This is a genomic window from Saccharopolyspora spinosa NRRL 18395 (assembly GCF_000194155.1).
Lineage (GTDB): Bacteria > Actinomycetota > Actinomycetes > Mycobacteriales > Pseudonocardiaceae > Saccharopolyspora > Saccharopolyspora spinosa.
The window spans coordinates 1,515,581-1,539,375 of the sequence record NZ_GL877878.1 but is presented as its reverse complement, the minus strand read 5'-3'; the positions used below and the strand labels follow the sequence as shown (position 1 = coordinate 1,539,375).

General features: G+C 69.0%; 23 protein-coding genes and 2 pseudogenes. 11 read left to right on the top strand and 14 right to left on the bottom strand.

Features of this window, described 5'->3' with window-relative positions; genetic code table 11:
- Nucleotides 1-5: 5 nt before the first annotated feature.
- The 4 genes from SSPN_RS0107840 to SSPN_RS0107825 form a co-directional block, all read right to left on the bottom strand.
- On the bottom strand, nt 6-836 hold the full coding sequence (locus tag SSPN_RS0107840) for an ESX secretion-associated protein EspG (protein WP_010693413.1): 831 nt from the start codon (nt 834-836) through the stop codon (nt 6-8).
- On the bottom strand, nt 833-1,189 hold the full coding sequence (locus tag SSPN_RS0107835) for a hypothetical protein (protein WP_420187476.1): 357 nt from the start codon (nt 1,187-1,189) through the stop codon (nt 833-835). The genes SSPN_RS0107840 and SSPN_RS0107835 overlap by 4 nt, the downstream gene beginning before the upstream one ends.
- Nucleotides 1,190-1,200: 11 nt before the next feature.
- On the bottom strand, nt 1,201-2,346 hold the full coding sequence (locus SSPN_RS56520; protein ID WP_010693411.1) for a WXG100 family type VII secretion target: 1,146 nt from the start codon (nt 2,344-2,346) through the stop codon (nt 1,201-1,203).
- 576 nt (nt 2,347-2,922) lie between these two features.
- Nucleotides 2,923-4,077 (bottom strand): helix-turn-helix transcriptional regulator, encoded by a 1,155-nt coding sequence (locus SSPN_RS0107825; protein WP_010693410.1) that lies wholly within the window; start codon nt 4,075-4,077, stop codon nt 2,923-2,925.
- Between the two features lie 34 nt (nt 4,078-4,111).
- Here SSPN_RS0107825 and SSPN_RS0107820 point away from each other — a divergent pair, with 34 nt between their 5' ends.
- A complete protein-coding gene (locus tag SSPN_RS0107820; protein ID WP_010693409.1) occupies nt 4,112-5,167 on the top strand; it encodes a hypothetical protein in 1,056 nt (351 codons plus the stop codon).
- Between the two features lie 390 nt (nt 5,168-5,557).
- Entirely contained in the window at nt 5,558-5,899 is a 342-nt protein-coding gene (locus SSPN_RS0107815; protein ID WP_029535083.1) for an MmcQ/YjbR family DNA-binding protein, read from the top strand.
- Between the two features lie 12 nt (nt 5,900-5,911).
- Here SSPN_RS0107815 and SSPN_RS0107810 read toward each other — a convergent pair whose 3' ends face one another.
- Nucleotides 5,912-6,916, bottom strand: coding sequence for a LacI family DNA-binding transcriptional regulator (locus SSPN_RS0107810; protein WP_010693407.1), 1,005 nt, complete (start codon nt 6,914-6,916; stop codon nt 5,912-5,914).
- A gap of 107 nt (nt 6,917-7,023) precedes the next feature.
- On the opposite strand from SSPN_RS0107810, the gene SSPN_RS0107805 reads away from it, so the two are divergent.
- Genes SSPN_RS0107805 through SSPN_RS0107795 form a run of 3 tightly spaced genes read left to right on the top strand, consistent with a single transcriptional unit; the run spans nt 7,024 to nt 9,991 of the window.
- Nucleotides 7,024-7,911, top strand: coding sequence for an amidohydrolase family protein (locus SSPN_RS0107805; RefSeq protein WP_202798802.1), 888 nt, complete (start codon nt 7,024-7,026; stop codon nt 7,909-7,911).
- Nucleotides 7,908-8,483, top strand: coding sequence for a cysteine dioxygenase (locus SSPN_RS0107800; RefSeq protein ID WP_010693404.1), 576 nt, complete (start codon nt 7,908-7,910; stop codon nt 8,481-8,483). Before SSPN_RS0107805 ends, SSPN_RS0107800 begins: the two co-directional genes overlap by 4 nt.
- A gap of 23 nt (nt 8,484-8,506) precedes the next feature.
- A complete protein-coding gene (locus SSPN_RS0107795) occupies nt 8,507-9,991 on the top strand; it encodes an aromatic amino acid ammonia-lyase (protein WP_010693401.1) in 1,485 nt (494 codons plus the stop codon).
- Between the two features lie 38 nt (nt 9,992-10,029).
- On the opposite strand, the gene SSPN_RS57560 is transcribed toward SSPN_RS0107795, so the two are convergent.
- Together SSPN_RS57560 and SSPN_RS0107780 are read right to left on the bottom strand one after the other, a co-directional pair.
- Nucleotides 10,030-10,173, bottom strand: a complete 144-nt coding sequence (locus tag SSPN_RS57560; RefSeq protein ID WP_010693399.1) for a hypothetical protein — start codon at nt 10,171-10,173, stop codon at nt 10,030-10,032.
- 307 nt (nt 10,174-10,480) lie between these two features.
- Nucleotides 10,481-11,392, bottom strand: coding sequence for an MIP/aquaporin family protein (locus SSPN_RS0107780; protein ID WP_010693397.1), 912 nt, complete (start codon nt 11,390-11,392; stop codon nt 10,481-10,483).
- A gap of 329 nt (nt 11,393-11,721) precedes the next feature.
- Between SSPN_RS0107780 and SSPN_RS0107775 the strand changes: the two genes are divergently transcribed.
- Nucleotides 11,722-12,993, top strand: a complete 1,272-nt coding sequence (locus tag SSPN_RS0107775; RefSeq protein WP_010693395.1) for an Nramp family divalent metal transporter — start codon at nt 11,722-11,724, stop codon at nt 12,991-12,993.
- A gap of 16 nt (nt 12,994-13,009) precedes the next feature.
- Nucleotides 13,010-13,822 carry an ArsR/SmtB family transcription factor gene (locus SSPN_RS0107770; RefSeq protein ID WP_237710482.1) on the top strand — a complete coding sequence of 271 codons (813 nt, stop codon included), beginning with the start codon at nt 13,010-13,012 and terminating at the stop codon, nt 13,820-13,822.
- A gap of 4 nt (nt 13,823-13,826) precedes the next feature.
- On the opposite strand, the gene SSPN_RS0107765 is transcribed toward SSPN_RS0107770, so the two are convergent.
- Nucleotides 13,827-14,639, bottom strand: a complete 813-nt coding sequence (locus SSPN_RS0107765; protein ID WP_044573589.1) for an ion transporter — start codon at nt 14,637-14,639, stop codon at nt 13,827-13,829.
- Between the two features lie 129 nt (nt 14,640-14,768).
- Nucleotides 14,769-15,752 (bottom strand): sporulation protein, encoded by a 984-nt coding sequence (locus tag SSPN_RS0107760; RefSeq protein WP_010693389.1) that lies wholly within the window; start codon nt 15,750-15,752, stop codon nt 14,769-14,771.
- Nucleotides 15,753-16,565: 813 nt separating this feature from the next.
- Between SSPN_RS0107760 and SSPN_RS42920 the strand changes: the two are divergent.
- The 3 genes and pseudogenes from SSPN_RS42920 to SSPN_RS0107745 all read left to right on the top strand — a co-directional run bounded on the left by SSPN_RS42920 (nt 16,566) and on the right by SSPN_RS0107745 (nt 19,329).
- Nucleotides 16,566-17,895 (top strand): annotated as a pseudogene (locus SSPN_RS42920) (hemolysin family protein).
- Nucleotides 17,892-18,933, top strand: a pseudogene (locus tag SSPN_RS42915) (hemolysin family protein). Before SSPN_RS42920 ends, SSPN_RS42915 begins: the two co-directional pseudogenes overlap by 4 nt.
- A gap of 162 nt (nt 18,934-19,095) precedes the next feature.
- Nucleotides 19,096-19,329, top strand: a complete 234-nt coding sequence (locus SSPN_RS0107745) for a hypothetical protein (RefSeq protein WP_029535079.1) — start codon at nt 19,096-19,098, stop codon at nt 19,327-19,329.
- Here SSPN_RS0107745 and SSPN_RS42910 read toward each other — a convergent pair.
- Both SSPN_RS42910 and SSPN_RS50555 read right to left on the bottom strand, forming a co-directional pair.
- Complete coding sequence (locus SSPN_RS42910) at nt 19,326-20,372, bottom strand: FAD-dependent monooxygenase (RefSeq protein WP_237710481.1); 1,047 nt, start codon at nt 20,370-20,372, stop codon at nt 19,326-19,328. The two genes, SSPN_RS0107745 and SSPN_RS42910, sit on opposite strands and share 4 nt — an antisense overlap.
- 687 nt (nt 20,373-21,059) lie before the next feature.
- Nucleotides 21,060-21,260, bottom strand: coding sequence for a hypothetical protein (locus SSPN_RS50555; RefSeq protein ID WP_010693382.1), 201 nt, complete (start codon nt 21,258-21,260; stop codon nt 21,060-21,062).
- 298 nt (nt 21,261-21,558) lie between these two features.
- Here SSPN_RS50555 and SSPN_RS0107730 point away from each other — a divergent pair, with 298 nt between their 5' ends.
- Complete coding sequence (locus tag SSPN_RS0107730; RefSeq protein ID WP_237710480.1) at nt 21,559-22,653, top strand: AI-2E family transporter; 1,095 nt, start codon at nt 21,559-21,561, stop codon at nt 22,651-22,653.
- Here the strand turns inward: SSPN_RS0107730 and SSPN_RS48695 are convergent.
- The 3 genes from SSPN_RS48695 to SSPN_RS0107715 are packed head-to-tail and all read right to left on the bottom strand — an operon-like array spanning nt 22,640 to nt 23,508.
- Nucleotides 22,640-22,927 (bottom strand): hypothetical protein, encoded by a 288-nt coding sequence (locus SSPN_RS48695; RefSeq protein WP_010693375.1) that lies wholly within the window; start codon nt 22,925-22,927, stop codon nt 22,640-22,642. The genes SSPN_RS0107730 and SSPN_RS48695 overlap by 14 nt on opposite strands.
- On the bottom strand, nt 22,921-23,070 hold the full coding sequence (locus SSPN_RS56515; RefSeq protein WP_010693373.1) for a hypothetical protein: 150 nt from the start codon (nt 23,068-23,070) through the stop codon (nt 22,921-22,923). The genes SSPN_RS48695 and SSPN_RS56515 overlap by 7 nt, the downstream gene beginning before the upstream one ends.
- A gap of 30 nt (nt 23,071-23,100) precedes the next feature.
- Nucleotides 23,101-23,508 (bottom strand): DUF7144 family membrane protein, encoded by a 408-nt coding sequence (locus SSPN_RS0107715; RefSeq protein WP_029535077.1) that lies wholly within the window; start codon nt 23,506-23,508, stop codon nt 23,101-23,103.
- Nucleotides 23,509-23,795 lie beyond the last annotated feature (287 nt).

The following is a 23,795-nucleotide window of genomic DNA, read 5'->3' as shown; positions in this document are numbered from 1 at the left end:
TCGCGCTATCGCGGCCTGCGTGCGATTCCGGCCAGGTCCTCCAGCGCGAACCGGAAGTCGTCCCTTCGCAAGGGGTTGATGCTCATCCAGCCGTTTCGGGCGGGGTTGACCCGCACCCTCCCGCGCGGACCGTCCAGCCAGGACAGTTCGGTACCGGCACGAACGCTGTCGTCGCCGTCCCGGCGCGTCGCGCCGAGCTGGCCCCGACCGGTCAGCGACGAGAGCAGCCCGGCGAGGTGGTCGAGCACGTCCGGATCACCGCCGCAGTCGCGAACGAGCTCGCGCAGCAGCCTTTCTTTCGCCGCGTCGTCCGCCACGTCGCTGATCAGGTCCGGCGCGGTGCTGATCGCGCGTTCGGGCAGCGAGATCGGCATCGACCTGGCCGCCGCCACATCGGGCACCATCGCGAGCAGCGAGTCGGTCAGCGCGTTCGCCACCACCCGGCGGATCCGAACCGGGCTGGCCGGGTCGTTGTCCAGCGGTTGCTCGCAGATCAGCGCCCAGGAGCGGTAGACCATCGCCACGATGGCGGTCGCCCCGTCGCCGTCCACCAGCACGAGGTAAACGGTGCCACGGTGCTCGCGCAGCGCCGTGGCCAACTCGGCCGCGGCACCGGCCGGTCCATCCTCGTCGGCGAGACCACGGGCCTGGAGGGTCTGCCCAGCCGCAGCGAGCAGCACCTCGCGCTCACCGGCGATCCGACCGAACGACGGCACGCGGAGCGGGACCGGGAAGGGCACGCCGACGTGGGTGGCGATCAGGTCGAGCTCGATCTGTCCGAAGTGGATTCCTTCGGGGGTCTCGCGCCGTGGAGTGCGCGTAGTCGCGGCCGTCATTTCGCGGCACCGCCCGTGTTCCGCAGCGCCTGCGCGCTGTCGTCGTCGGTTTGGAGGTATCCGGTGACGGTCGCCTGCAGCGCGGTGTGGAAGCTGTTCAGCTCGGTGTCGGCGGCGCTGATCTCACCGGTGAGCCCGGAGGCGCCGGCTGCCTCGCGCAGCCGATTCGCCAGGTGCAGCGCGGGCGGCGCGGTGCCGAGCATCGGCATCCGCCCGGCCAGCTCGCCGGCGGACGTCACCAGGCCGTTGGTCCGCTCGCCGATCCCGGACAACGCCGTGACCTGCGACGCGAGGTCTTGCGGCGCGACCTGGTAGCCGCGCCCGGGGTTTCCTTCGGAGGTCAAGGTTCTCACTCCTGTCCTGCTCAGATTCCGATGACCGGGGCGCTGGCCGGCCTGTCGTCGGCGAACAACTTCTGGTCGACGGTGGGCATGCGGTTCTGGTGCACCTGGTCTTCTTCTTCCTCCGCGCCGCGCCGCGCGCCGTGCGGCATCATGCTTCCGCTGCCCGCGCCGCGTCCGGCGAGACCGGACGTGCCGCCGGCCGGTGCCATCAGCGCACCTCCGAGTGCGCCGCCGCGCAGTCCCGCGCCCAACGGGTCGGCGCCGCCGACCAGCTTCCCCCAGGGCACCCCGCCGCCCGCCGCACCTCCGCCACCGAATCCGGCCGCGGAGGTTTGCGCCGGTGCAGTGCCGAAGGTCTCGGCCACGGTCGACCCGGCCGGCGCAATCGACCCGGCCGGCGCGATCGCTCGGCTGCTGTTGCGGAGGCTCGCCTCGTAGCGCTGCATCACGTGCACCGCCTCCGCCTTCTTCTGGGCGGCATCGACGTTGGCCAGGAACAGGCTGCCGCCGCCGGCGGCTACGGCACCGATGGCGGCCCCCATCAAGGCGCCCGGGCCGGCGCCGATCCCGCCCGCGCCCGCACCGATGATGCCCCCGATGACCGCACCCGCACCGGCGCCGGCCGCGGCGCTGGACAGGGCCATCCCGGTCGGATCACCGGGCGGCGGCGGCATCGTGTTGCGCGCGACGGAGAGCGCGTCGCCGGCGTCCTGGGTGGCTTGCTGGACGGTGCTCGCGCGGGTGCCGATGTCGGAGGTCCGGTCCCCGATCTCGCCGAGCCGGTTCGTCGCCAGGTCCGCCGCCGCGCTGCTCCAGTGCGACTGCATGACGCCCCGCTGCTGGCGCATCGAGTCCGCTTGGTCGGTCAGCTCGGTACTGTGCCGCCCCCATTCGGCGGCGACCGTGCTGACCTCACCGACGTCGGCGTTCTCCCACAGCATCTGGTGGAGCTGTTCGTGGGTGTAGGCGTTCCAGTTCGTGCCGTCGGGCGGGATCGGCGAACCGAAGTATCCCTCCCACACGTTGCGCAGCGCGTTCACGACGGGCTGCGCCAGCGCGCCGGCCGGCCCGGCCTGGTCCAGCACGGAGGTGGCGGCGCCCGCCAGTTCCTGGACACCGGCGGACGCCGTGTCAACGAGATTCGCTGTTCCGGAGTCGTCGATCATTCCCGGTCTTCTGCCTTCCAATCGGTGCGCCGGCTCGCCGGCGCACCACCATCACGAGCATTTCCTGTGGTCAAGGGTGTTTCAGCCGTGCCACCGGACTTCACGGTGAACGTGAAGGTGCGCGCCGCGTCGTCCGCCCAGACCGGCTCGCTGACGACGGTGAGGCCGAAGCCGTCCTCGAAGCGTGGGGGCGCGCGCTCGCCGCGGGCACCGCAGACACGGCCGTTCCCGACGCGGCGACGAGGCCGACAAGTGCGGCGACCCAGCCGCGCAGCACGGACCTGCGCAGGAGGTTCATGCGGTGTTCCACCTTCGATGTCGGGCCCGCTTCCCCTCGGCAGGCGCCGTACAAAGATCATCAGAACCGGCCCGCAGAATCATCAGCAACATTGCTGATGTTGTCGGTATGACATGGGTACGTCGCGTTGATGTCGCCCGATTCGCCCACGTTGTGGCCGGTTGCGCGGAATGGTCGCCCAGGTTGTGCGAGCTGCTGCGACGAGCGCGCTCAACGTCGGGGCGAGGATTTTCGATGCCACCGGCATCGGTGGCGGGCATTCGGCGCTGGTGGTGGGCTCAGCCACGCTGCTCGAATCCGAGCACGATCTCGACCCGCGACGAGTAGCCGAGCTTGGCGAGGATCCGCGACACGTGCGAATCGACCGTTCGGACCGAAACGACCAGTCGTTCGGCGACCTCCCGGTTGGTGAGGCCTTGCGCGACGAGCTCCGCGACGCGCCGCTCCGCGGCGGTCAGGCTGTCCCAGCCGTGCTTCGGGCGGCGGCGGGGCCCCGTCGCGCCGCGCCGGACGCCGTAGGCGCGCAGCGCCGCGTCGGCTCGCTGGATGGCGCCGGTGGCCGTAAGCGCGGCGTACCGGTCGATCGCGGTCTGGTAGGCAGCCCGCGCATCGGTGGGTCTGCCAGAAGCGGCCAGGATCCGCGCCGCGTCCTCCGCCGCGCTCGCGGCGGAGATCGGCGATCCGTTCTGGGCGAATCCTTCGGCGGCGGTCAGCAGCAGGTCGACGTCGCTGTCGACCAAGCCCTGGCAGTACATCAGCGCATTGCGCTCGCCGGCGGATTCGCCGGCGCACAACTCCCGCATCTGCGCGAGCAGCCGGGCAGCCAGGTCGTGGTCGCCGCCCGCGACCGCTATGCGCACGATCCGGGCGCCGACGGTCGAGACCGCGTGGCCGTGGTGGACCCCAACGGCGCCGTCGGCGAGGCTGCGCACGAGCTCCAGCGCCCGCTGCGCGTCGCCTTCCGCGTCGGCGACGACAGCGCGCGACAGCACGGTGATCTGCTCGTAGAACACGGCGGCCCCGCGGCTGACGGACTGCTCGGCGAGCTCGACGTGGACGCGAGCACCGGGCAGGTCACCGCGGTTCAGCAGGATCGACGAGGCCACCCCGTGCAGCGGCCCGCCCATCCCGTACAGGTCGGGCAGGGACATGGCCGCGTCGATCTCGTCGAGCGCTCGATCCCACATCCCGTTGTTGAACGAGGCCAGCGCCGCGATGGTGTGCAGCCAGGCCAGCAGCCCCGCGCCGAACACCCGCGCGAGCGGACGAGCTTCCTCGACTGTCTGCAGCGCCGTCCGGTCCTGGCGCAGGTCTTGGACGACCGCGCGCAGCAGGCGCGACATCAACCATTGGCCCCGGTCGGAGACCGAGATGTCGAGCAGTGCGTCCGCCTGGTCCAGCAGCTCCAGCGCCCCGGCGAGGTTGCGGAACACGAAAAGACAGCAGGTACACCTCGATGAGCGGGTCGTGCGCGGCTTCGGGTGCCGCGACTTCGACGGCGCGCTCCGTGCCCTCCAGATCGCCGGCCAGCAGGCAAGCGGCGGCGTCGATCGCGGCGAGCCGTCCGGGGAGTGCCCCGTGCACCCGTTCAGGATCGAGGGCCGTGGCAGCGCCTTCGGGATCCATCTCCCGGATGCAGCTCAGGGCGAGCACCGCGCGCAGCCGGTGCCTGATCGGCGGGTCCGGATGCGCGGCCAGACTGGTGTTGGCGGCGCGCAGCGCCTCATCAATGCGGCCCGACCACATCAGCGCCTCGGCCAGCGCGGCCCGCAACGGGTGCAGGCGCGAATTTCCGGGCGGGAGCCAGGAAACGGCGCGGTCGAGCAGCTCCACGACCGCCGGGGTCGGCTGGGTGGCGAGGCGGTCGGCGTGGGCGTCGAGCCAAGCCAGGGTCCAGGCGTCCATCGGTGTGTGCGCGAGCTGTTCGGCGACTGCGGCGGGTGCGGCGCCGCGGCCCGCGAGCGTCCGCGCCGCGGAACCGCGCAAACCCACCGACGTCGCCGCCACGTCGTGGCGCACCACCGGATGCCGGAACCGCACCAGCCCGGCCTGCTCTTCGACCAGCCCGAGCGCGGCGAGCCGCGCGACCCCGGCCAGCACGTCCACCGGTGCCCTTTCGGCGACGGCGGCCAATTCGTCGACCGACGCGGGTTCGTTCAGGATCGCGGCGAAACGCAGCAGAGCGCCGTCGCCGCCCGCCAGGTCGGTCGCCCAAGCGGTCACCGCCGAAGCACGGTCGTCATCGGTGAGGCGGGTCAACAGCCACGGGTTGCCGCGTGCCTCGTCCGCAAGCCGCAGCAACGATTCCGGCGGCTCCCCACCGGTTACATCGTGGAGGACGGCGCTGACAGCGTCGTCCTCCACCGGGAGGAGGTCATGTACGACCGCCATTCGGTCGAGTCGCTCAAACCGGGCGGGAGAAGTACCGCGATGCCGCCCGGTGACGACCAGCAGCGAGCGGTCGTGGAGTCCTTCGGCGAGCTCATGCAGCGCCAGCAGCGTCGCGTCGTCCGCGCGGTGTAGATCGTCGATCACGACCACGGCGGGCTCGGTCCACTCGGGCAGACCGGTCGACAACTCCGTGCATCCGCTGGGCGGTAGCACGACAATCCGGTGCGTCCGCATGCCGATGCCGCGCGCCGTGGCAGAGTGGGCGTCCAGCAGGGCGGTCATGCCGAGACCGGGATTTGCGCGCAGCATGATGAGCCCGCCGCGTCCGGCCCGCGCTTGCGCCGCGGCGTTAGCGAGCAGGCACAACGATTCGTCTCGTCCGAATAGGTCCACCATCGTTCTCCGGCGGGAGCTTACTATCGGTGGATCTTGCTCCGGGTCGAAATGCGTAAGTTGGGCTAGCCGCAGCAACACGAGGTTGCTCGGTCCGGAATGTCGGCGGTGTGCGCCAAAATGCTGGGCATGGGAGTGCCGAGCGGTAAGTTCATGCGGATGGTGGACCGTCTCGCCGAGGTCGAGCGCGCGGAGGCGAGGGACTACACGTCGTTTAGCGTGCGCGGCAAGCGGTTCGGCTACTACTGGCCGCGAACGGAGACGGTCGGCCTGAAGCAGACGCTGTCCGAGCAGATCGCACTGGTCGCCGAGCGCCCGGACGTGTTCGAGGTGCAGTTCACGGCAGGCGGATTCGGCTGGGTGGTCGTGCATCTGCGGGGGATCGACGCCGACGAACTCAAGGAGCTCGTGTACGAGGCATGGCGGCTGTCGGCCCCTGAACCCCTCGTCGAGGAGCATCCGACTCCGTAGCCCGGGGGCCGGTCACGGGCGTGGTCTGCCCACCGAGTCGCGGTGCTTCGGCTCCGGTGCGATCAGCTTGCGCCGGCTGCGCCGGTTCTTGTCGACCGCTTTGAGCACGCGCTCGACGACCGCGTCGACGACGGTCTGCACGTCCCAGCGGTAGGTGGACAGCGCCGGTGTCAGCAGCCGGGACACCGGGTGGTCGTCGTAGCCGAGGACCGACAGGTCCGCGGGGATGGCCAGGCCGAGATCGCGAGCTGCCTCGTAGACGCCGTAGGCCATCGAGTCGGTGAGGCAGAACGCCGCGGTGGGCCGGGGTTCCTCGGCGAGCGCGGTCCGCGCCACCTCGGCCGCGCCGGTCAAGTCGTTGGGGCAGGCCAGGACGCGCAAGCTCATCCGCAGTTCGCGCGCGACCTCGTGGACGACCTTCTCGGCCGGGCGTTGGCGCATTAGGCGCGGTCCCGGCGTCAGCACCAGGACCTCGTCGTGCCCGGCGGCGCTGAGGGTCTTCAGCGCGTCGGTGACGCCCAGGCTGTTGTCGAAGACCACCTCAGCGGCGGTGGACGCCCCGGGCAGCGGGTCGCCGATCGCGACGAGCATGGTCCGCGCGGCGGCTTCCGGCCAGTGCGGGGAAGTCGGGTCGACCGGGATCGTGACGACCGCGTCGACCCGCTGGTCGAGGAGGTTCTTGGCGAGCAGGGCCTCGCGCGCGGGATCGGCGGCGGAGTCCATGAACAGCGTGTTGCGGTCCGCGGCGAGGAAGCGCCTGCCGAGCGTGGTGGCGAAGTTCTGCTGCCACAGGTCCTCGAGCGAACTGCACAGCACGCCGACCATCCCGGTGCGCCCGCTGGCCAGCGCGCGGGCGACCGGATCGGCCTCGTAGCCGAGGCGGTCGGCGACCTCCCGCACGCGCTGCTGCGTTTCCGGGGGGACCTGCAGGCCGCGGAGCGCGTATGACACCGCGGCAGGGGAGAGCCCCGTCTCCGCCGCGATGTCCTTGATCGTGGGGCGCTTGCGGCGTTGCACCTGGAAAGCCTAGCGCGTGGCGGATGGACGCGTTCGGCCCTTGACCGAACGCCCGCTGAGGCGGTTCACTGAAGCCGTTCACTGAAACGCTTCACTAAGGCGTTGCCTTGCCCGGATTGATGATCGACGTGCACCAGCACCTGTGGCCTGCGGAATTCGTCGACGCGTTGCGCGCACGGGCGAATCCGCCGCTGCTGCGCGGCTGGACCCTGCACGTGGCGGGCGAGCCGCCGTTCGAGGTGGACCCTGCCGACCACGAACCGGCGAAGCGCGCGGCCCGGGAAGACGGGATTGCGGTCGTTTCGCTGTCCAGCCCGCTCGCCATCGAATGGCTCCCGCCGGAGGACGCTGGCCCGCTGCTGGACGCATGGCATCGCGGGGCGTTGGAGCTGCCCGATCCGTTCCGGGTGTGGGCCGCGGCCAACGTGCTGGAACCCGATGCCGGGCTGGTGCGGGACGCGCTCGGCAGCGGATGCGTCGGCCTGCAGATCCCGGCCGATGCCATGCGGAAACCCGCTGATGTGGAACGCATCGCCCCGCTGCTCGCGGTGTGCGAGCAGCACGACCGACCGGTCATGGTGCACCCCGGCGCAGCGACTTGCCCGCCTGGCGTGCCCGGGTGGTGGCCGCCGGTCGTCGACTACGTGGCGCAGATGCAGGCGGCGTGGTGGTCCTGGCACGTCGCGGGCCGCGCGCTGCTGCCGGATTTGCGGATCTGCTTCGCCGCCGGAGCGGGGCTGGCACCCGTGCACCACGAGCGCCTGGTGGCCAGGGGCGGAGCGTTCGACCGCATCGACCCGGACGCCTTCGTCGACACGTCATCGTACGGGCCGCGCGGGGTGGACGCGCTGATCCGGGTGCTCGGGATCGACCCGGTCGTCCTCGGCAGCGACCGCCCCTACGCCGAGCCGACCGATCCCGGCCTGGGGGAAGCCGCCTCCCGGGCCATCCGCTGTTCGAACCCGCGTCGCCTGCTCGAAGGAGGACTACCGTGATCGGCGAATCTCATGCGGCTGTCGAGGTGCCCGCCCGGCGAGCGCTCCCGATCGGTGAGGTACCAACCGGTTTCACCCTCGAAACCCTGCCCGGCCGCTGCCTGGACCCGCGCGAGCTGCTCGGCCTGGTCGCGGACCTGGCGCGCCGACCGGAGCTGTGGCGGCACCACGTCGCTTTCAACGACGACAAGCGGCATTACGCATCGCTGCACCGGGACGCGCACGTCGACGTGTGGGTGCTGTGCTGGATGCCGGAGAACGACACGGGCTGGCATGACCACGACATCTCCTCGTTCGCGGTCGCGGTGGCCGGGGGTGCGCTCGTCGAGCACAACCTGGCGGTGGCCGGGCCGAGCTTGGCGACCGAGGTCGGCGCCGGCTTCGTGTTCGGCTGCGGCCCTGAGCACATCCACCGGCTCACGGGCAAGGAACGCAAGAGCGTCTCGATCCACGCGTACTCCCCACCGCTGTGGCGGATGGGGCAGTACGCCGTGTCCGGCGGCGTGATCCGGCGCGTTTCCGTCTCGTACGCCGAGGAGCTGCGTCCCATCAACGACACAGCCCGCATCTGACGCTGCGGGTGGAGGGAGGAGTCGTGACTGCCATTCAGGGTGCGGTGCGCGCCGGAAATCCCGTGCTCCTCGGCGGACCTGAACTGTCCGGTGAGGACGTGGTCCGGATCGCGGACGGCCTTGGGGTCGGCGCGTCACCGGCCGCGTTGGACCGCCTCCGAAAGCGTTGGCTGAACGCGCGGAAGCCCGTGCCGCAACCGGTGTACGGTCGCACCACCGGCGTCGGTGCCAACCGTGGCGAAGTGGTGCCCGGAAGCGCGGCGCACGGGATGCGGCTGCTTCGCAGCCATGCCAGCGGAATCGGGAACCTGCTGCCCGAACGAGACGTTCGGGCGATGCTGGCGGTCCGGGTGAACCAGGTCCTGCGCGGTGGCGCGCTGCAACCCGCTATCGCCGAAGCAATGGTCACCGCACTCAACGCCGGTACCTGTCCGGAGGTGCACGAGCACGGCGCCGTCGGGACCGGCGATCTCGGCCCGTTGGCCGAACTCGGAGTCGCTCTCGCGGGAGAAGCGAGCTGGGCCGGTGGGGGACGGCCGCCGGATCCGGTCATCATGACCGACGGCGACGCCCTGGCGTTGATCAGCAGCAACGCCCTGACCATCGCCCAGGCGGCGCTGGCGGCGGAGGAGGTGCGCGGGCTTCTTGATGCGACCGCGCCGATCGCCGCGCTGACCTTGCTCGCCGTCGATGGGTCGACCGAGCCGTTCGCGCCCGAGGTGCACGCCGGGCGGCCGCACGCCGGAGCGGCCCGGGTCGCCGCCGACATGCTGGCATTGCTCGGCGGGGCGGTGACGGCTGGGTGCAGGATCCAGGACCCGTTCGGTCTGCGGTGCTTTCCCCAGGTCCACGGCCCCGCGTTGGAGGCCTTGGCCGACGTCGACTCGGTCTTGGCCGTGGAACTCAACGCCGCCAGCGAGAATCCGCTGATCACCGACCAGCAGGTTCGCCACCACGGCGGGTTCCACGCCGCCCAGCTCGTCCTCGCGCTGGACCGGTTGCGGCTGGCGATGCTCTCGACCGCGCAACTCTCGGCAGGGAGGCTGTCGCTGCTCACCGATCCCGAGATGACCTGCCTGCGCCCGTTCCTGGCCACCGGCCCGCCGGGCAGCTCGGGAATCATGGTGCTCGAGTACGGCGTTGGTTCCGTCTTGGCCGAGCTGCGCAACGCCGCCTATCCCGCGACGTTGGGCCATGTGGTGCTTTCCAGGGGCGCCGAAGAACACGCGAGTTTCGCCTCGCAGGCGGCCAGGCAGTCCGGCCGCGCGGCGGAGGCGTACCGGCTCGTCCTGGCTTGCGAACTGGTGGCCGCGATCCGCGCGCTCCGGTTGAGCGGGCCTGGCCCTGCGCAACCGGTCCGGGCGGTTTACCGACGGGCTTGCGGCGCACTCGATCCGGATGCCCGGGATCGCCCGTTGTCCGCCGATGTCTCGGCCGCGGCCGCGATCATCGACGAGATCGCCCGGATCGGCCGCCGGCTCGTTCGGGCAGGAGCCGGTGCGGACTGACCGCCCGGATGCGGAAAGCCCTAGTCCGGCAACGGGTTTCAGTCGGTGTCGGTCTTGGCGAGCCGGTCCAGGACTTCGGCGGGTGCTAGCCCTCTCGCCGAGGCGCGGGAAATCTTCTCGAGCGTTCCCAGCAGTCCGGTAACGCCGACCAGCGCGGTGCCCACCAGGTACAGCGCCGTCACCAGACAGGCCGCCTGCGCGGGCGGAGACCCGAACGCAGCGCCGATCGGGATTCAGGGCCACGGCGAGCATCGACGAGTTGATCAGGTTCAGGATCGAGCCCAGCAGCACAGGGGTGATCGGCTTGCGGTCGAATCCGCCGCGCTGCGACCCCTCGGAACGCGCCGCCTGCCTCGTCACGACTGGGCCACGTCATCCAGCAATGCCAACGCCTCGATGATCATCAGCCGCTGCTCCTCGGTGCATCGCTCTTGCAACGCCCTCGCCAGCGACGCCTGACGAGCCTGCCGGTCGCCGGTTCTGAACAGCTCAGGCTGTCTTACTTCTGGTTTCGGCAGCTTCCTCGTTCGTCAGCCCTGGTTCCAGCGGGGCGGCGCGGGCGGCCACCACCTGGCCGATGAACAGGTCGTAGACGACGGCGCCGATGACGGCCCCGACGAGCGGCCCGACGATCGGGATCCAGAAGTAGTTGCTGAACCACTGGTAGCTCCCGGGTAGCGCGATATCGCCCCAGCCGGTGATGAACGTCCACAGCCGAGGCCCGAAGTCGCGCGCCGGGTTGATCGCGTAACCGGCGTTCGGGCCGAAGGTCAGACCGATCGTGGTGACGACCATGCCGATCATGAACGGCCCCATGTTGGCGGACGGAGCGGTGTTGCGCGTGTCGATGAGCGCGAATATGAGCAGCACCAGAACCGCAGTCCCGACGATCTGGTCCAGCAACGGTCCCCACCACGATCCGTCGAAGTACTTGGCGGGGAACGTCGCGAAGATCGCGAACGTGTCCAAGGACTGGTTGCGGGCGAGGCCGGCCTTGGCGTTGAACGCGTCGATCGCCCAGCTGTAGACGGAGTACACCACCGCTGCGGCCAGGAACGCGCCCACGAACTGGGCCGCCACGTACGGTACGACCTTCCGCCACGGGAAGGCCCGCCGCACCGTGAAGGCGAGTGTGACCGCTGGGTTGATGTGCGCACCGCTGACGCCGCCGGCGACGTAGACGCCGAACACCACGGCGAATCCCCAGCCGAACGCGATGATGAGCCAGTTCCCCGGCCCGAAGGCGTCGGACTGGCGTCCCGAACCGGGCAGGCCCGCGACCGCGACGGCGACCGAAGCGCACCCGAACAAGATCAGGACGAAGGTGCCCAGGAGCTCGGCTAGCAACTCGCCGCCGAGCCCTTCCCGGTAGCCGTGACGACGTTGGTTTTCCTCGGACATCGGCGACCCCAACCCGAGTCGATTTCCCCCCCATCGCGCGATCCGGTCGAAGCGTCGCGGTGGAATCGATATTCCGAGTGTAGGACCCGGGACCTGAACGTGCCGGACGCGAATGCGCTGTGCGCAACGCGGCGAACTCGAACACCCTGGCGTGGGCAGGGCCGGACCCGATGGGCCGCGCGTGATCAGTTGGGGGTTTTCGAAGACGAGTTTTCGGCATACCGTAATCTCTTGGTCGTCGAGCCGAACTACGGCTCGCGCGGGCATGTGGGACGACAGGAGGCAGTCATCAACGGGCAGGAAGCCGGGACGGCAGCACGGGTGGATCAATGGGCATGACCAAGATCGATACGGAACGGGGCCCGCGACCGGCCGTCGGGCAGGTGCTCGGACGAGGCCGGGTGCGCGGCGCACTCGCCATGTTGGGGCCGGCCTTCATCGCGGCGATCGCGTACGTCGACCCCGGCAACTTCTCGACGAACATCGGCGCCGGCGCGGAATTCGGTTACGCGCTGGTGTGGGTCGTCGTGCTGGCGAACCTGATGGCGATGCCGGTGCAGTTCCTGTCCGCCAAGATCGGCGTCGTCACCGGCAAGACCCTTCCCGAGGTTTGCCGGGAGCGGTATCCCCGGCCGATGCGGTGGGGGCTCTGGTTACAGGCGGAGATCGTCGCCATGTCCACCGACCTGGCCGAGTTCGTCGGCGCGGCCCTCGGCCTGTACCTGCTCTTCGGCATCCCGATGATGCCGGCGGCGCTGATCACCGCGGTGGTCGCGTTCGCGCTGCTGGGCCTGCAGGCGCTGGGCTACCGGCCCTTCGAGCGGGCGATCGCCGGTTTGCTGCTGCTGATCATCGCCGGTTTCGCCTACGAGCTGCTGCAGATCGGCCCGGAACCGGCCCAGGCCATCTCCGGGCTGGTGCCGGCGCTGCCCAGCGGCAGCGCCTACCTCGCGGTGGGGATCGTCGGCGCCACCGTGATGCCGCACGTCGTCTACCTGCACTCGGCGCTGATGAGCCGCCGGGTGGCGTGCTCGAACGACGACGACCGCCGCCGGGTGCTGCGCTTCGAGCGCTGGGACGTGGCCGTCGCGCTCGGCCTCGCCGGGATGATCAACCTGTCGATGCTGCTGGTCGCCGCGAAGCTCTTCCACGACACCGGGAACACGGGCATCAGCACCATCGAGGACGCGCACGCGGGCCTCGCCACGCTCGCCGGTGGTGCCGCCGCCCTGGTGTTCGCGGTCGCCCTGCTCGCGTCCGGGATCTCCTCGTCCGGCGTCGGCACCTTCGCCGGGCAGGTCGTCATGGCGGGGTTCATCAACTTCCGGATCCCGTTGCTGCTGCGCCGGTTGATCACGATGGTGCCCGCGCTCTTGGTCATCGCGCTCGGCATGAACACCACCGACGTCCTCAACTTCAGCCAGGTCGTGCTGAGCTTCGGCATCCCCTTCGCGCTGATCCCGCTGGTGCTGGTGACCCGGGACCGCGCGGTGATGGGGGAGTTCGCCAACCCGCGCTGGCTGACGACGGTGATGACCCTGATCGCCATCCTGATCGTCGGCCTGAACTGCTACCTCCTCTACGACCAGTTCGTCGGCTGACGCGACGGTTGACATTATGCAGGCATTTGCCTGCATAATGCCGGGTGTGCCCGCTGAGCTGGAGAAGGTCTTCAAGGCGCTCGCCGATCCGACTCGGCGGTACCTGCTGGACACGCTCCACGAGCGCAACGGGCAGACGCTGGGCGAGCTGTGCGAGCAGCTGGACATGGCACGCCAGTCGGTGACCCAGCACGTGGCCGTCCTCGAAGCGGCCAACCTGATCAGCACGGTCCGGCGCGGTCGGGAGAAGTTCCACTACCTCAATCCCGTTCCCCTCGGCGAGATCCAGGACAGGTGGATCCACAAGTTCGAGCGCCCGCGCGTCCAAGCGCTGAGCGAGCTGAAGCGGCGAGCGGAGGAGGCCCGCATGAGCGACAAACCTGATTTCGTGTACGTGATCTACATCGACAGCACGCCGGAGGAGGTCTGGAACGCGCTGACCGACCCCGACCTGACGGCGCGGTTCTGGGGCCACAGCAACGTGTCCGACTGGGCGGTCGGTTCGCAGTGGGAGCACCAACGAACGGATGGCACGCGCACCGCCGATGTCGTCGGCACCGTCGTGGAGAGCTCGCCGCCGACCAGGCTCGTGCTCACGGCGGCCATGCCGGGCCAGGACCGTCCGAACGGGCCGTCCCGGATCACGTTCGAGATCCGGCCGCACGGCGAGATCGTCCGGCTCACCGTCACCGAGGAGAACTTCGCCGACGATTCCGAGCGGGACGAGGCGGCTGGTGGGTGGGCGGCAGTGCTGTCCAACCTGAAGTCCCTGCTGGAGACGGGCAGTCCGCTCCCGCAAGAGCCGTGGCTGGAACCGGAGCAGCGGTGAAGCGTCAGGTTCTAGGCGCGGATTCAGTTGCTGTGGTGCGGAGTTCGCGGACTTCGGTGCGGAGTTCGCGGATCTCCGCGATGAGTTGTTGGACCGCTTCGCCCTCGGCGGTGTCTTCACTGCTCTCGCGCTCGCGGCCCACTTGGGACTCCATCGCGGACACGGCGACGGCGATGAAGAGGTTCAGGACCGTGAACGTCGTGATGGCGATGTAGCCGATGAAGAAGACCCAGGCGAAGGGTTCCTCGGTCATCACGGTGCGGGCGACCTCGGACCAGGCCTCGCCGGTCATCACCTGGAACAGGGTGAACAGGGAGTCGCCGAGGTCGCCGAAGTAGTCCGGCGCGACCGCGCTGAACAGCTTGGTGGCGATCACGGCTCCGACGTAGAGGATCAGCACCAGCAGGGCGGCGATGGAAGCCATACCGGGCACGGCGGTGAGCAGCGCGCCGACCACGCGGCGCATGCTGGGGACCACCGAGATCAGCCGCAGTGCGCGGAGGATGCGCAGGGTCCGCAGGACGCCGAAGGCTCCGGTGGTGGGCAGCAGCGCGATGCCGACGATGATGGCGTCGAAGCAGTTCCACGGGTCGCGGAAGAACCGCCAGCCGTAGGCGTGGCAGCGTGCGGCGAGTTCGAGCGTGAACATCGCCAGCACGGCCCGGTCCACCGCGTGCAGCAGCCAGCCGTAGGAGGCCACCAGGTCGGGGGATGTCTCGCAGCCGAGGGTGACGGCGTTGATGAGGATGATCGTGATGATCAGCCGTTGGGAAAGTGGCGCGTCGACCAGCGCGCGGACGCATTCACGCGTGCTCACCAAGACTCCCGGTAGACGGTCCCCGAACAAGATGTTGATCAATCTAGCGGGTGATCTCGGCGGCCGATGACCGGACCATCGCGCGGCGCGCGCCGGGAACGGATTCCCGGCGCCCGCCTGCCACGGTGATCAGAATTCTTCTTCGTCGCCCTCGAAGACCTCTTCCATGATCTCGCCCGCGACCATGCCGCCGAGGAATCCGGCGCCGGCGCCGAGCGCGGCGCCGGCGACCATGCCGCCCATCCCGGAACCGCGCCGATGGTGCTCTTCGTGGTGGCCGTGCGGGTGGTGGCCGTAGCCCTGGTGGTCGTAGCCGCCCATGTGGTGACCCATGCCGCCGCGTCGTTCGACGGCCTGCTCCAGCCAGCCGCGGATCTGCCCCGCCCAGTCGGTGGTGAGCGCTTCCTCGTGGGTGACGTGGAAGCGACCGAAGGCGTCCTGGCTCGGCGCGAAGAACCCCCCGCGTTTGTCGGCCTCCAGCACCACGTCCAGCCCGTGCGGGCTGGCGACGAAGGTCAGCTCGACCTCGTTGATGCGCCCGGCGAACTGCGGCGGCGGGAAGAACTCGATCTCCTGGAAGAACGGCAGTTCCTGGCGGACGCCGTGCAGGTGGCCGTGCTCCAGGTCGGCGCTCTTGAAGTGAAAACCGAGCTGGGAGAAGGCTTCGAGCACCTTCTCCTGCGCGGGCAGGGGTTCCACGATGACCGGGTCGAGGTCGCCCTTGTCCGCGACCTTGGCGATGGCCAGTTCGGTGCGCACGCCGAGCGTCATGCCGTGCAGGTGCTGGCCGTAGACGCTGGTGATCGGCGTTTCCCACGGCACGGGCAGCTCGAACGGGATGGTCTTGTTCTCGCCCTCGCGCAGCGCGAAGTGCCCGGCAACCACGGCGCGGTGGAACTCCACCCCGGCGTGTCCGTCGCGGCCGCCGTGCTCGGTCTCGATGCGGGTGATGAAGCCGAGCGCGACGTGCTCGACGTTGACGTCCTGGTTGCCGCCGGTGATGCGGACCTCGCCGACGAGGTTCTCGCCCGGGCGGATGTGGGGGTGCTGCAGCACGGTGTCCACCGACGGGCCGCCGACACCGAGCGCGCCCAGGAGCTTCTTGAAGACCATTCTGCTGGCCCTTCCTTCTCTCTTCGCTGTCAGTTGATTGCGGTGCGTGTTCTCGAATGGGTAGCGGGTGATGCGGCTCCTCAGTCGATCGGAGATTCGGCGCGGCCCGGTCAGCGTGGTTTTGCGGGGCCGCGAGCCTGCGCGATGCGCTTCGGAGCTTCCGCGTTCGACGTCCCGGCAGGCCGAGGGGGCATGCGGGGGCGCAGGAAGGGGGAGTTGGTCGTCCGGGGGAGGAGCGCTCGCCGGTTCTCGGCTGCACGGCGCGGAAGCGCGCAGAACTCGACTCTCCCCAGTGGCCCGAAGTGGATGATGTCCAGGTCCGTGGGTGACGTTGGCTTTCGGACGTGTGGTGGCGCGGCTCCGCGCAGCCTGTCGGCTTGCGGTGGCGTCAGCGTCCTCGTGGGGTCCGTGCTCCTCGAACTGCGAGGAGCACGGCCGGGACTGTCAGGATCATCGTCCATGTCCATTGGAACGGAACAGTAGAGCAGCGAGTTCCGGACAAACACCCCAAAAATCGTGATCAACACAACATCGCCTGTTCGGTCGAGTCGGCGCAGTTCGTGTATCTGCGCGGACTCGGTCGGCTGGGCGCGACGGCCTGCGAACGCCCAACAGTGTGACCTCGATCTAGTTTGCTCGCTGGGGTGGTACTCCATTCGGGATATACTGCGTGTCCCTTTCCTCCCCTTTGTTTTGTCGAGGAGTGACATCTTCAGTGCGCGAAGCGCAATCTCCAGAGGGCAGTACCGGGCCGGGACGTAGTCCCGGCTTTCCGCGGCTGGTGGCCGATGCCCCGTTCTGGGGTGGTCGGTGATGGACATCCTGTTGGCCGTTCTCGGCCTTGTTTTCGTTGGCGTGTTGACGTTGGGCACCGGGTTGGCGGTTGCCGCGGAGTTCTCGCTGACGTCTCTGGAACGCAGCACGGTGGACGCGCATGTGCGTCAGGTCGGTGACCGGCGTGCGAGGGCGGTGCAGAAGGCGCACCGGACGCTGTCGTTCCAGCTTTCCGGTGCCCAGGTCGCGATCACGTTGACCACGCTGGTCACCGGGTACGTGGCGGAGCCGTTGGTCGGTGACCTGATCCGTCCGGGGCTGACCGCGCTGGGGCTGCCCGGTGAGGTGGCCGGGGCGGTGTCGCTGACGCTGGCGATCCTGCTGGCCACGACCCTGTCGATGGTCTTCGGGGAGATGGTGCCCAAGAACCTCGCCATCGCCCGCCCGCTGTCCACCGCCCGTGCCGTGTCGGGCTATCACGCCCGGTTCTCGCGGGTCTTCCGGTGGCTGATCGACGCGATGAACAACAGCGCCAACCGGGATCGAACCCCAGGAAGAGCTCCGATCCGCCCGTTCCCCCGAAGAACTCGGGTCGATCGTGCGCTCCAGCGCCGAACACGGAACGTTGGACGCGTCGACGGCGCAGTTGCTCGACCGGTCGTTGCGGTTTGGCGACCGCACCGCCGAGGAGTTGATGACCCCACGCGTCCGTGTGGAGTCCCTGACCGCCGGCGACAGCGTGATGGACCTGCTCGACGTCGCCCGCCGCACCGGGTTCTCCCGCTTTCCGGTGCACGGCGGTGATTTGGACGAGATCCACGGCGTTGTCCACGTCAAGCAAGCATTCGGGCTGCCAGCCGGGGAACGCGAACGGACCACCGTCGGATCACTCGTTCAGCCTGTTTCGACGGTGCCGGAGACCTTGGCCGGTGACGCGCTGTTGGAGACGTTGCGCGGATCGGGGTTGCAGTTGGCGGTGGTGGTCGACGAGTACGGCGGTAGCGCGGGCATCGTGACCCTGGAGGACGTCGTCGAGGAGATCATCGGCGACGTCCGTGACGAACACGACCGCCGCGAAATCGCCGCTGTTCGGCACATCGGCGACAACACCTGGATCATCTCCGGCCTGCTGCGCCCGGACGAACTCGTGGACGCAGTTGGGGCTCCGTTGCCGGACGGGGATTACGAGACTGTCGCGGGTTACGTGCTGGGTGAACTCGGCCGCATACCCGAGGTCGGCGACAAGCTGCTTCTGGATGGTTGGGTGCTGACGGTGACGCGGATGGATCGCAACCGCATCGCAGATCTCCGTCTCACTCGCGAACCCGGCAACACCGGGAGCGCCGAGGCCGTGGAGGAGGTTCGATGAGCGACGGTTTCGCGATCGTGCTGGGTGTTGTCCTGTTGCTGCTCAACGCGTTCTTCGTGGGCGCGGAGTTCTCCCTGCTGTCCTCCCGCCGGGACCGGCTGGAAGCACTGCTGGCCCAAGGCAAAACCCGCGCCCGAGTGGTGATCAAAGCCAGCCAGGAAGGCTCGCTGATGCTCACCAGCGCCCAACTCGGCATCACCCTCTGCTCCCTGGGCCTGGGCCGCCTCGGCGAACCCGCCGTCGCCCACCAACTCCAAACACCCTTCACCACCCTCGGCATCCCCGACACCATCACCCACGCCGTAGCGTTCACCATCGCACTAGCGATCGTGGTCGTACTCCACGTCCTCGTCGGCGAAATGGTCCCGAAAAACCTCGCCATCGCCGAACCCGAACGACTCGCCCTCTGGCTGGTCCCACCCCTGGTCGGCTTCGTCAAACTCGCCCGGCCACTGATCGCCGTGTTCAACATGATGGCCAACACCGCGCTCCGCCTACTACGCGTAGAACCCAAAGACGAACTCGACACCGCCTACACCTCCGCCGAACTCGCCGAACTCCTCGTCGAATCCCGCCGCGAAGGCCTCCTCGAACCAATCCGAACACCGCCGACTCGCCCAAACACTGTCCTCAGTGGAACACACCGTCGCAGACGTCCTCGTCCCCCTACCCGACCTCACCACACTCCCGCAACACCCCACCCTCGGCGACGTCGAACAAGCCGTCGCCCACACCGGATTCTCCCGATTCCCCCTCCGCCGCGACGACGGAACACTCACCGGCTACCTCCACATCAAAGACGTCCTCGACCAAGCCGGACACGACCCCACAACCCCCATCGCCCCCACCCGCATCCGACGACTCCCCACCGTCCCCGCCCACGCCCGCCTCGACCACGCCATGACCTCCCTACGCCGCACCGGCAGCCACCTCGCCACCGCAACCGACACCACCGGCCAACCCATCGGCATCGTCGCCCTCGAAGACCTCGTCGAGGAATACGTCGGCACCGTCCGCGACGCCACCCACGTCGAGTGATCCGAACAACCCGGCGATAGGTGGTGCGGACGTGCACGTCGACAGGCATGCCCGGCCGCACCACCGGTAGCCTCGAGACCGCTCGGGACGTTCCCGCCAGGGCCCTGACCCGGCCGGGTTCTCAAGGGGCCGGATCGGTCCGGCCGGGCCTACGCTGAGCCCGTGCCGCCGTCTGAAGTGCTGAAACGGTCGCTCGTCGGCCGACCGGTGCGCAGTGACCGGCTAGGGGAGACGCTGTTGCCGAAGCGGCTGGCGCTGCCGATCTCCGCCAGCGACCCGCTGTCCTCAGTCAGCTACGTCACCCAGGAGATCCTGCTGGTGCTGTCGCTGGGCGGGCTGGTGTGCCTGCACCTGACGCCCTGGGTCGGGCTCGCGGTGGTGGTGCTGTTGTCCTAGGGCCGCCGCGACTCGCCGCGCTTGCGCGCCTGAACCCAGCGCGAGGCGTTGTTGACCAGTCGTAGGGCCTTGCGCGCAGCCGGGTGCTGCGTGAGAACGTGCTGTTGGTAGCGCCAAGGCGGCTGCAAGCTGTTCCGGGAGGACATCGCGTAGCAGAAGTCCACGGCATTGCGATCCGTGTAGCGGTCGGCGTTCTCGAACCACGCCATGCTGGTGCGCGCCGAGGTCTGCGCCACGCGCAGCGCGGCGTGGCCTTCCAGGTCGAACTCCTTGAGCGCCGTGGCCACTTGCTCGCGCTCCAGCAGTTTCTGCGCGAGCACGACCGCATCGCTGATGGCCAGCCTGGTGCCGGAGCCGAGCGTGAAGTGCGTGGTGTGCGCGGCGTCGCCGATCAGGATCACGTTGTCGTGTCGCCAGGTCTCGTTGTAGACCTGCGTGAACCGGTGCCACGACGCGGGTTTTCCCCGAGACGAGCTGATCAGCGAGTGCCCGGCCAGCGGCGTGTCGAAGATGTCCTCCAGCAGCCGCATGCTCTCGTCGGCGCCGAGCTGGTCCAGGCCGAGCCCGTACCAGGTTTCCTCCTTGCATTCGACGATGAAGGTGCTGATCCCGGCGCTGGAAGGGTAGGCGTGGAACCAGATCCAGCCCTGCGGTGTCTCCTCGAAGTCGAAGGTGAACTTGTCGAAGACCCGGTCCGTGCCCAGCCATAGGTAGGGGTTGCGCCCCTGGGACACCTCGGTGCCGAACTCGTAGGCGTACTGCTGCCGGGTCCGGCTGTTGGCACCGTCGGCCACCACGATCAGATCCGCATCGGAGAATTCCGACAGGTCCTCCACGGCCCGCTCGTACTGGATGTCCACCCCGAGCATCGCGGCCCGATCGGCGAGTATCTCCAGCAGCGGCGCGCGGTTCATGCTGTAGCCGTACCCGCTGATGTAGGCGTGTTCGGTGCCGCGCAGTGAGACGACCTGTTCCTGCCAGAGCGTGGATGCGGCGCGGATCCGCTCCGCGCTCTCCCGGTCGTTGAGGTATAGCGTGTCCATACACGACGCCCCAGCCGTAGGTGGCGCCCGGTGGATCGCGTTCGATCACCGTGATGTCGTTGTCGGCGTCGCGCAGCTTCGCCGAGATGGCCAGGTAGAGGCCGGCAGGTCCGGCCCCGATGCACACGATCTTCATGAGCGTCTCCCACGAGCGGCGGAACGAGCGGTCAAGCCCGGTGGCCCCGTGCCGAATGCCCGTGAGGCACGAGCGGCCCAGCACCAGCGTGGGTCGGGTAGGCCTCCGTTGTACCCCGGCCGGAAGCTGGTCGCACCTGACACACGCCCACCCCAACGCTTCCACGTCATTGACGTGGCAGGACTAGGGACTTTGGGCCTGAATCACCTAGAGCGCGAGCGTTTCGGGCCGTTGCAGCGACCCGAAGCACTCACGGTCCCAGGACTCAGTCCGCGCGTAGTTCGACGACCCGCACGCCGTAGGCGGAGGGCGGATCTTGGAAAGGTCTTCACCGGTTTTGAGGTTGTGCAGTGAACATCCGCCCGTGAGCGTTCTGTAGCACGACGCCGAAACACCCGCGGATCGTCGACCGTGATCGGTCGTTCGACACCGGCGATCTCGGCTAGCGCCGAGTAGGTCCGGTGCGTGTCCTCCGGGTTGACGCGTGCGTTCCGCGCGGCGAAGTGCTCGACCGGATGCGGGCACGTCGGTGCACTTACAGCGATCGATGTCTACAGTGGACAGGGTTTCGGCGAACGCCGCCAGTTCGTGCAGAACGGCAGCGAGAACGCCAGGTAGGTGATGACCAGGCCGAGGTGGCTGCCGTGCAGCGCGATGCCGGTCACCTGGCCGACCGTGGCGTAGATCAGGGACAGCGGGAGCAGGAACAGGATGCCGGGGACGTCTGGGTCGACAGCACGACGATGCGGCAAAGGTTCCGGCCACGGAAGCGGAATCTGCGGATCGCGTACGCGGCGAACACGGCGATGGTTACCGGCAGCACCGCCGGGCCCAGAGCCACCTGACTGCGCTCAAGCGCGGTACGTGTGGAACCTCGCAGTGGAGCAGCACTCCGGCGCGACGAACGCGGTGAGGCGGTCCAGGTTCCAGCGTACTCGGCGTGGGTTTGTGCCTGTCGCACCGAACCGTGCGACGCGACGGCGCGCCGCTGATCCACTGTGGATCGCTGATCGACGCGCGGTGCGCAGTCGGGGCTCGTAGGCTTGTCTGGTGGCGAATCACAGCGGTGGCTTGGCCACACCCGGGGCACAGGCTGGTCGGCTGCCGCAGGGGCTGGTCGTGCTCTTGGGGATGGCCTCAGCGGTCGTGGTCGTCGCCGGGGTCAGGGCGGCCGCTTGGCTGATCGCGCCGACGTTCCTCGCGCTGGTCATCGTGATCGCAACGAACCCGGTTCCGGCGTGGCTGGTCCGGAAGGGCTGTCCACGCTGGCTGGCCACCGCGGTGCTGGTCGTTCTGGTTTACGCGGTGCTCATCACGTTCGCCCTGGTGGTGTTCGTCTCGGTGGCGCGCTTGGCGGAGGTCCTCCCACACTACGCGCAACGCGCCGACGCGCTCACCGCCGAAATCGCCCAGACGCTCGCGAAGTTCGGTATCGGGCCGGAGCAGATCAAGACCGCCGCGAGCAGGGTGAACTACACCGAGCTGGCCGGGTTCGTCGGCGGTCTGCTGTCCGGTGTGGCGAGCGTGAGCACCAACCTGGTGTTCCTTTTGGCGTTGCTGTTGTTCCTGGGCATCGAGACCAGCGGGGTCGGCCGCAGGCTCGGAATCGTTTCCGCCCGGCATCCGCGGATGGCCGAGGCGCTGGTCGGTTTCACCCGCGGCACCCGAAGCTACTTGGTGGTCTCCACAGTCTTCGGGCTGATCGTCGCGGTGCTGGACACCATCGCATTGGCGCTGCTCGGGGTGCCGCTGCCGGTGCTGTGGGGGCTGCTGGCGTTCGTCACCAACTACATCCCAAACGTCGGGTTCGTCATCGGACTGGTGCCGCCGGTCGTCCTCGCCCTGCTCCAAGGAGGTTGGCAGCTGGCTGTCGTCGTGGTCGCTGTCTACGCGGTGCTCAACTTCGTTGTGCAGAGCCTGGTGCAGCCGCGCTTCGTCGGCGACGCCGTTGGGCTTTCGGTCACCGTGACCTTGTTGTCCCTGGTGTTCTGGACATGGGCGGTCGGGCCGCTGGGGGCGGTGCTGGCCATCCCGTTGACGCTGCTGGTAAAAGCGCTGCTCGTGGACAGCGACCCGCGCGCGGAGTGGGCCAAAGCCTTCCTCGTCTCGGACCGGGTCAGCACAGAGGAAATCAACCGCCGGTAGCGAGGAGGAGGGAGATCAGGTAGAGCAACAGCGGCAGCGCGGCGAGGAGCGCCGAGCAGACCTGTCTTGAACGCGGTGTTCGGGTCGCCGACAGCTGTGTGCTGAGCCATTTCGGTTCCGCCGTCTTGCGCCCCAGGTGGTTCCGCACCGCGACCAGCACCAGCCGGGCGATGAGCTCGATCTGTTGCCTGCCTTGAGCGCTCGCCCTCCGGCGACTCGCCATCAACGGGCAGGCGCTGCCGAGCCGTGCAGCCGATACGCGAGCGTTCAGCACGCCGCCGGTCGTCGCCAGGACCATGCCGGTGAGGACGCGACGGACACCCGCACCGCGCGGGACTTGGTCGCGAACACGATCGCCGACATGATCTGCGGTCCCGCCATCATGGTGATGGCCAGGGGCAGGACTTGCAGGTGCACTGGTCGCCTCCCCGCCGCGGGATCCGCGGACTACCTGCGGCTGGCCTCTCGGCCGTGGGCGGCCAATGCGTAGATCACGATCACGTCGAGCACGATCACGACCGCAGACCACAGCGGATACGCCGTGAAGAAGGCGAGGTTGGCCAGCACGCTGATCAACGCCATGACGATGGCCACGGCGCGTGCCCAGGTGCGACCGCCGAACAGCCCGATTCCGGTGAGGACGAGCACGGCACCCGTGATCAGGAAGCTCCAGCCGACCCCGGCGTAGTTGATCTGGACCGCCCCGGCCGGCATCACGTACGTCGTGCCGGAGCGGGCGAACGCGATCACCCCGTTGATCACCTGGATGATTCCGGCCAGCAGCAGGACGACCGCCGCGAAGTACACCCATCCCACCCATCCGGTGTGCGTGCGTCGTGCTCCGTGCGTTGTCATGTCGCCGTCCCCTCCGCTCGCCCGGACTGCTCGGATCAGCAGGCCGACCAGGCATGCGCTCTGTCAGTAAGTCACCGTGCGGGAGCCGGAGCTGCCGGTTCCAGGGGCCAAAGGCCCCGGCTCGCAGATCGGGGACGGCGCAGAGTCGCCGTGCCGGGAAGCTGGTCCGATGCATCCAAGCGCCGAGGTGCCGATGCCGTGCGCCCCCGCCTCCAACGGGGCATGGCGGCCGACCGCGCCCGCACGCAGCAGCTCGGTGAGGCGTGGGCGAACCCGGGAGCGTGGCG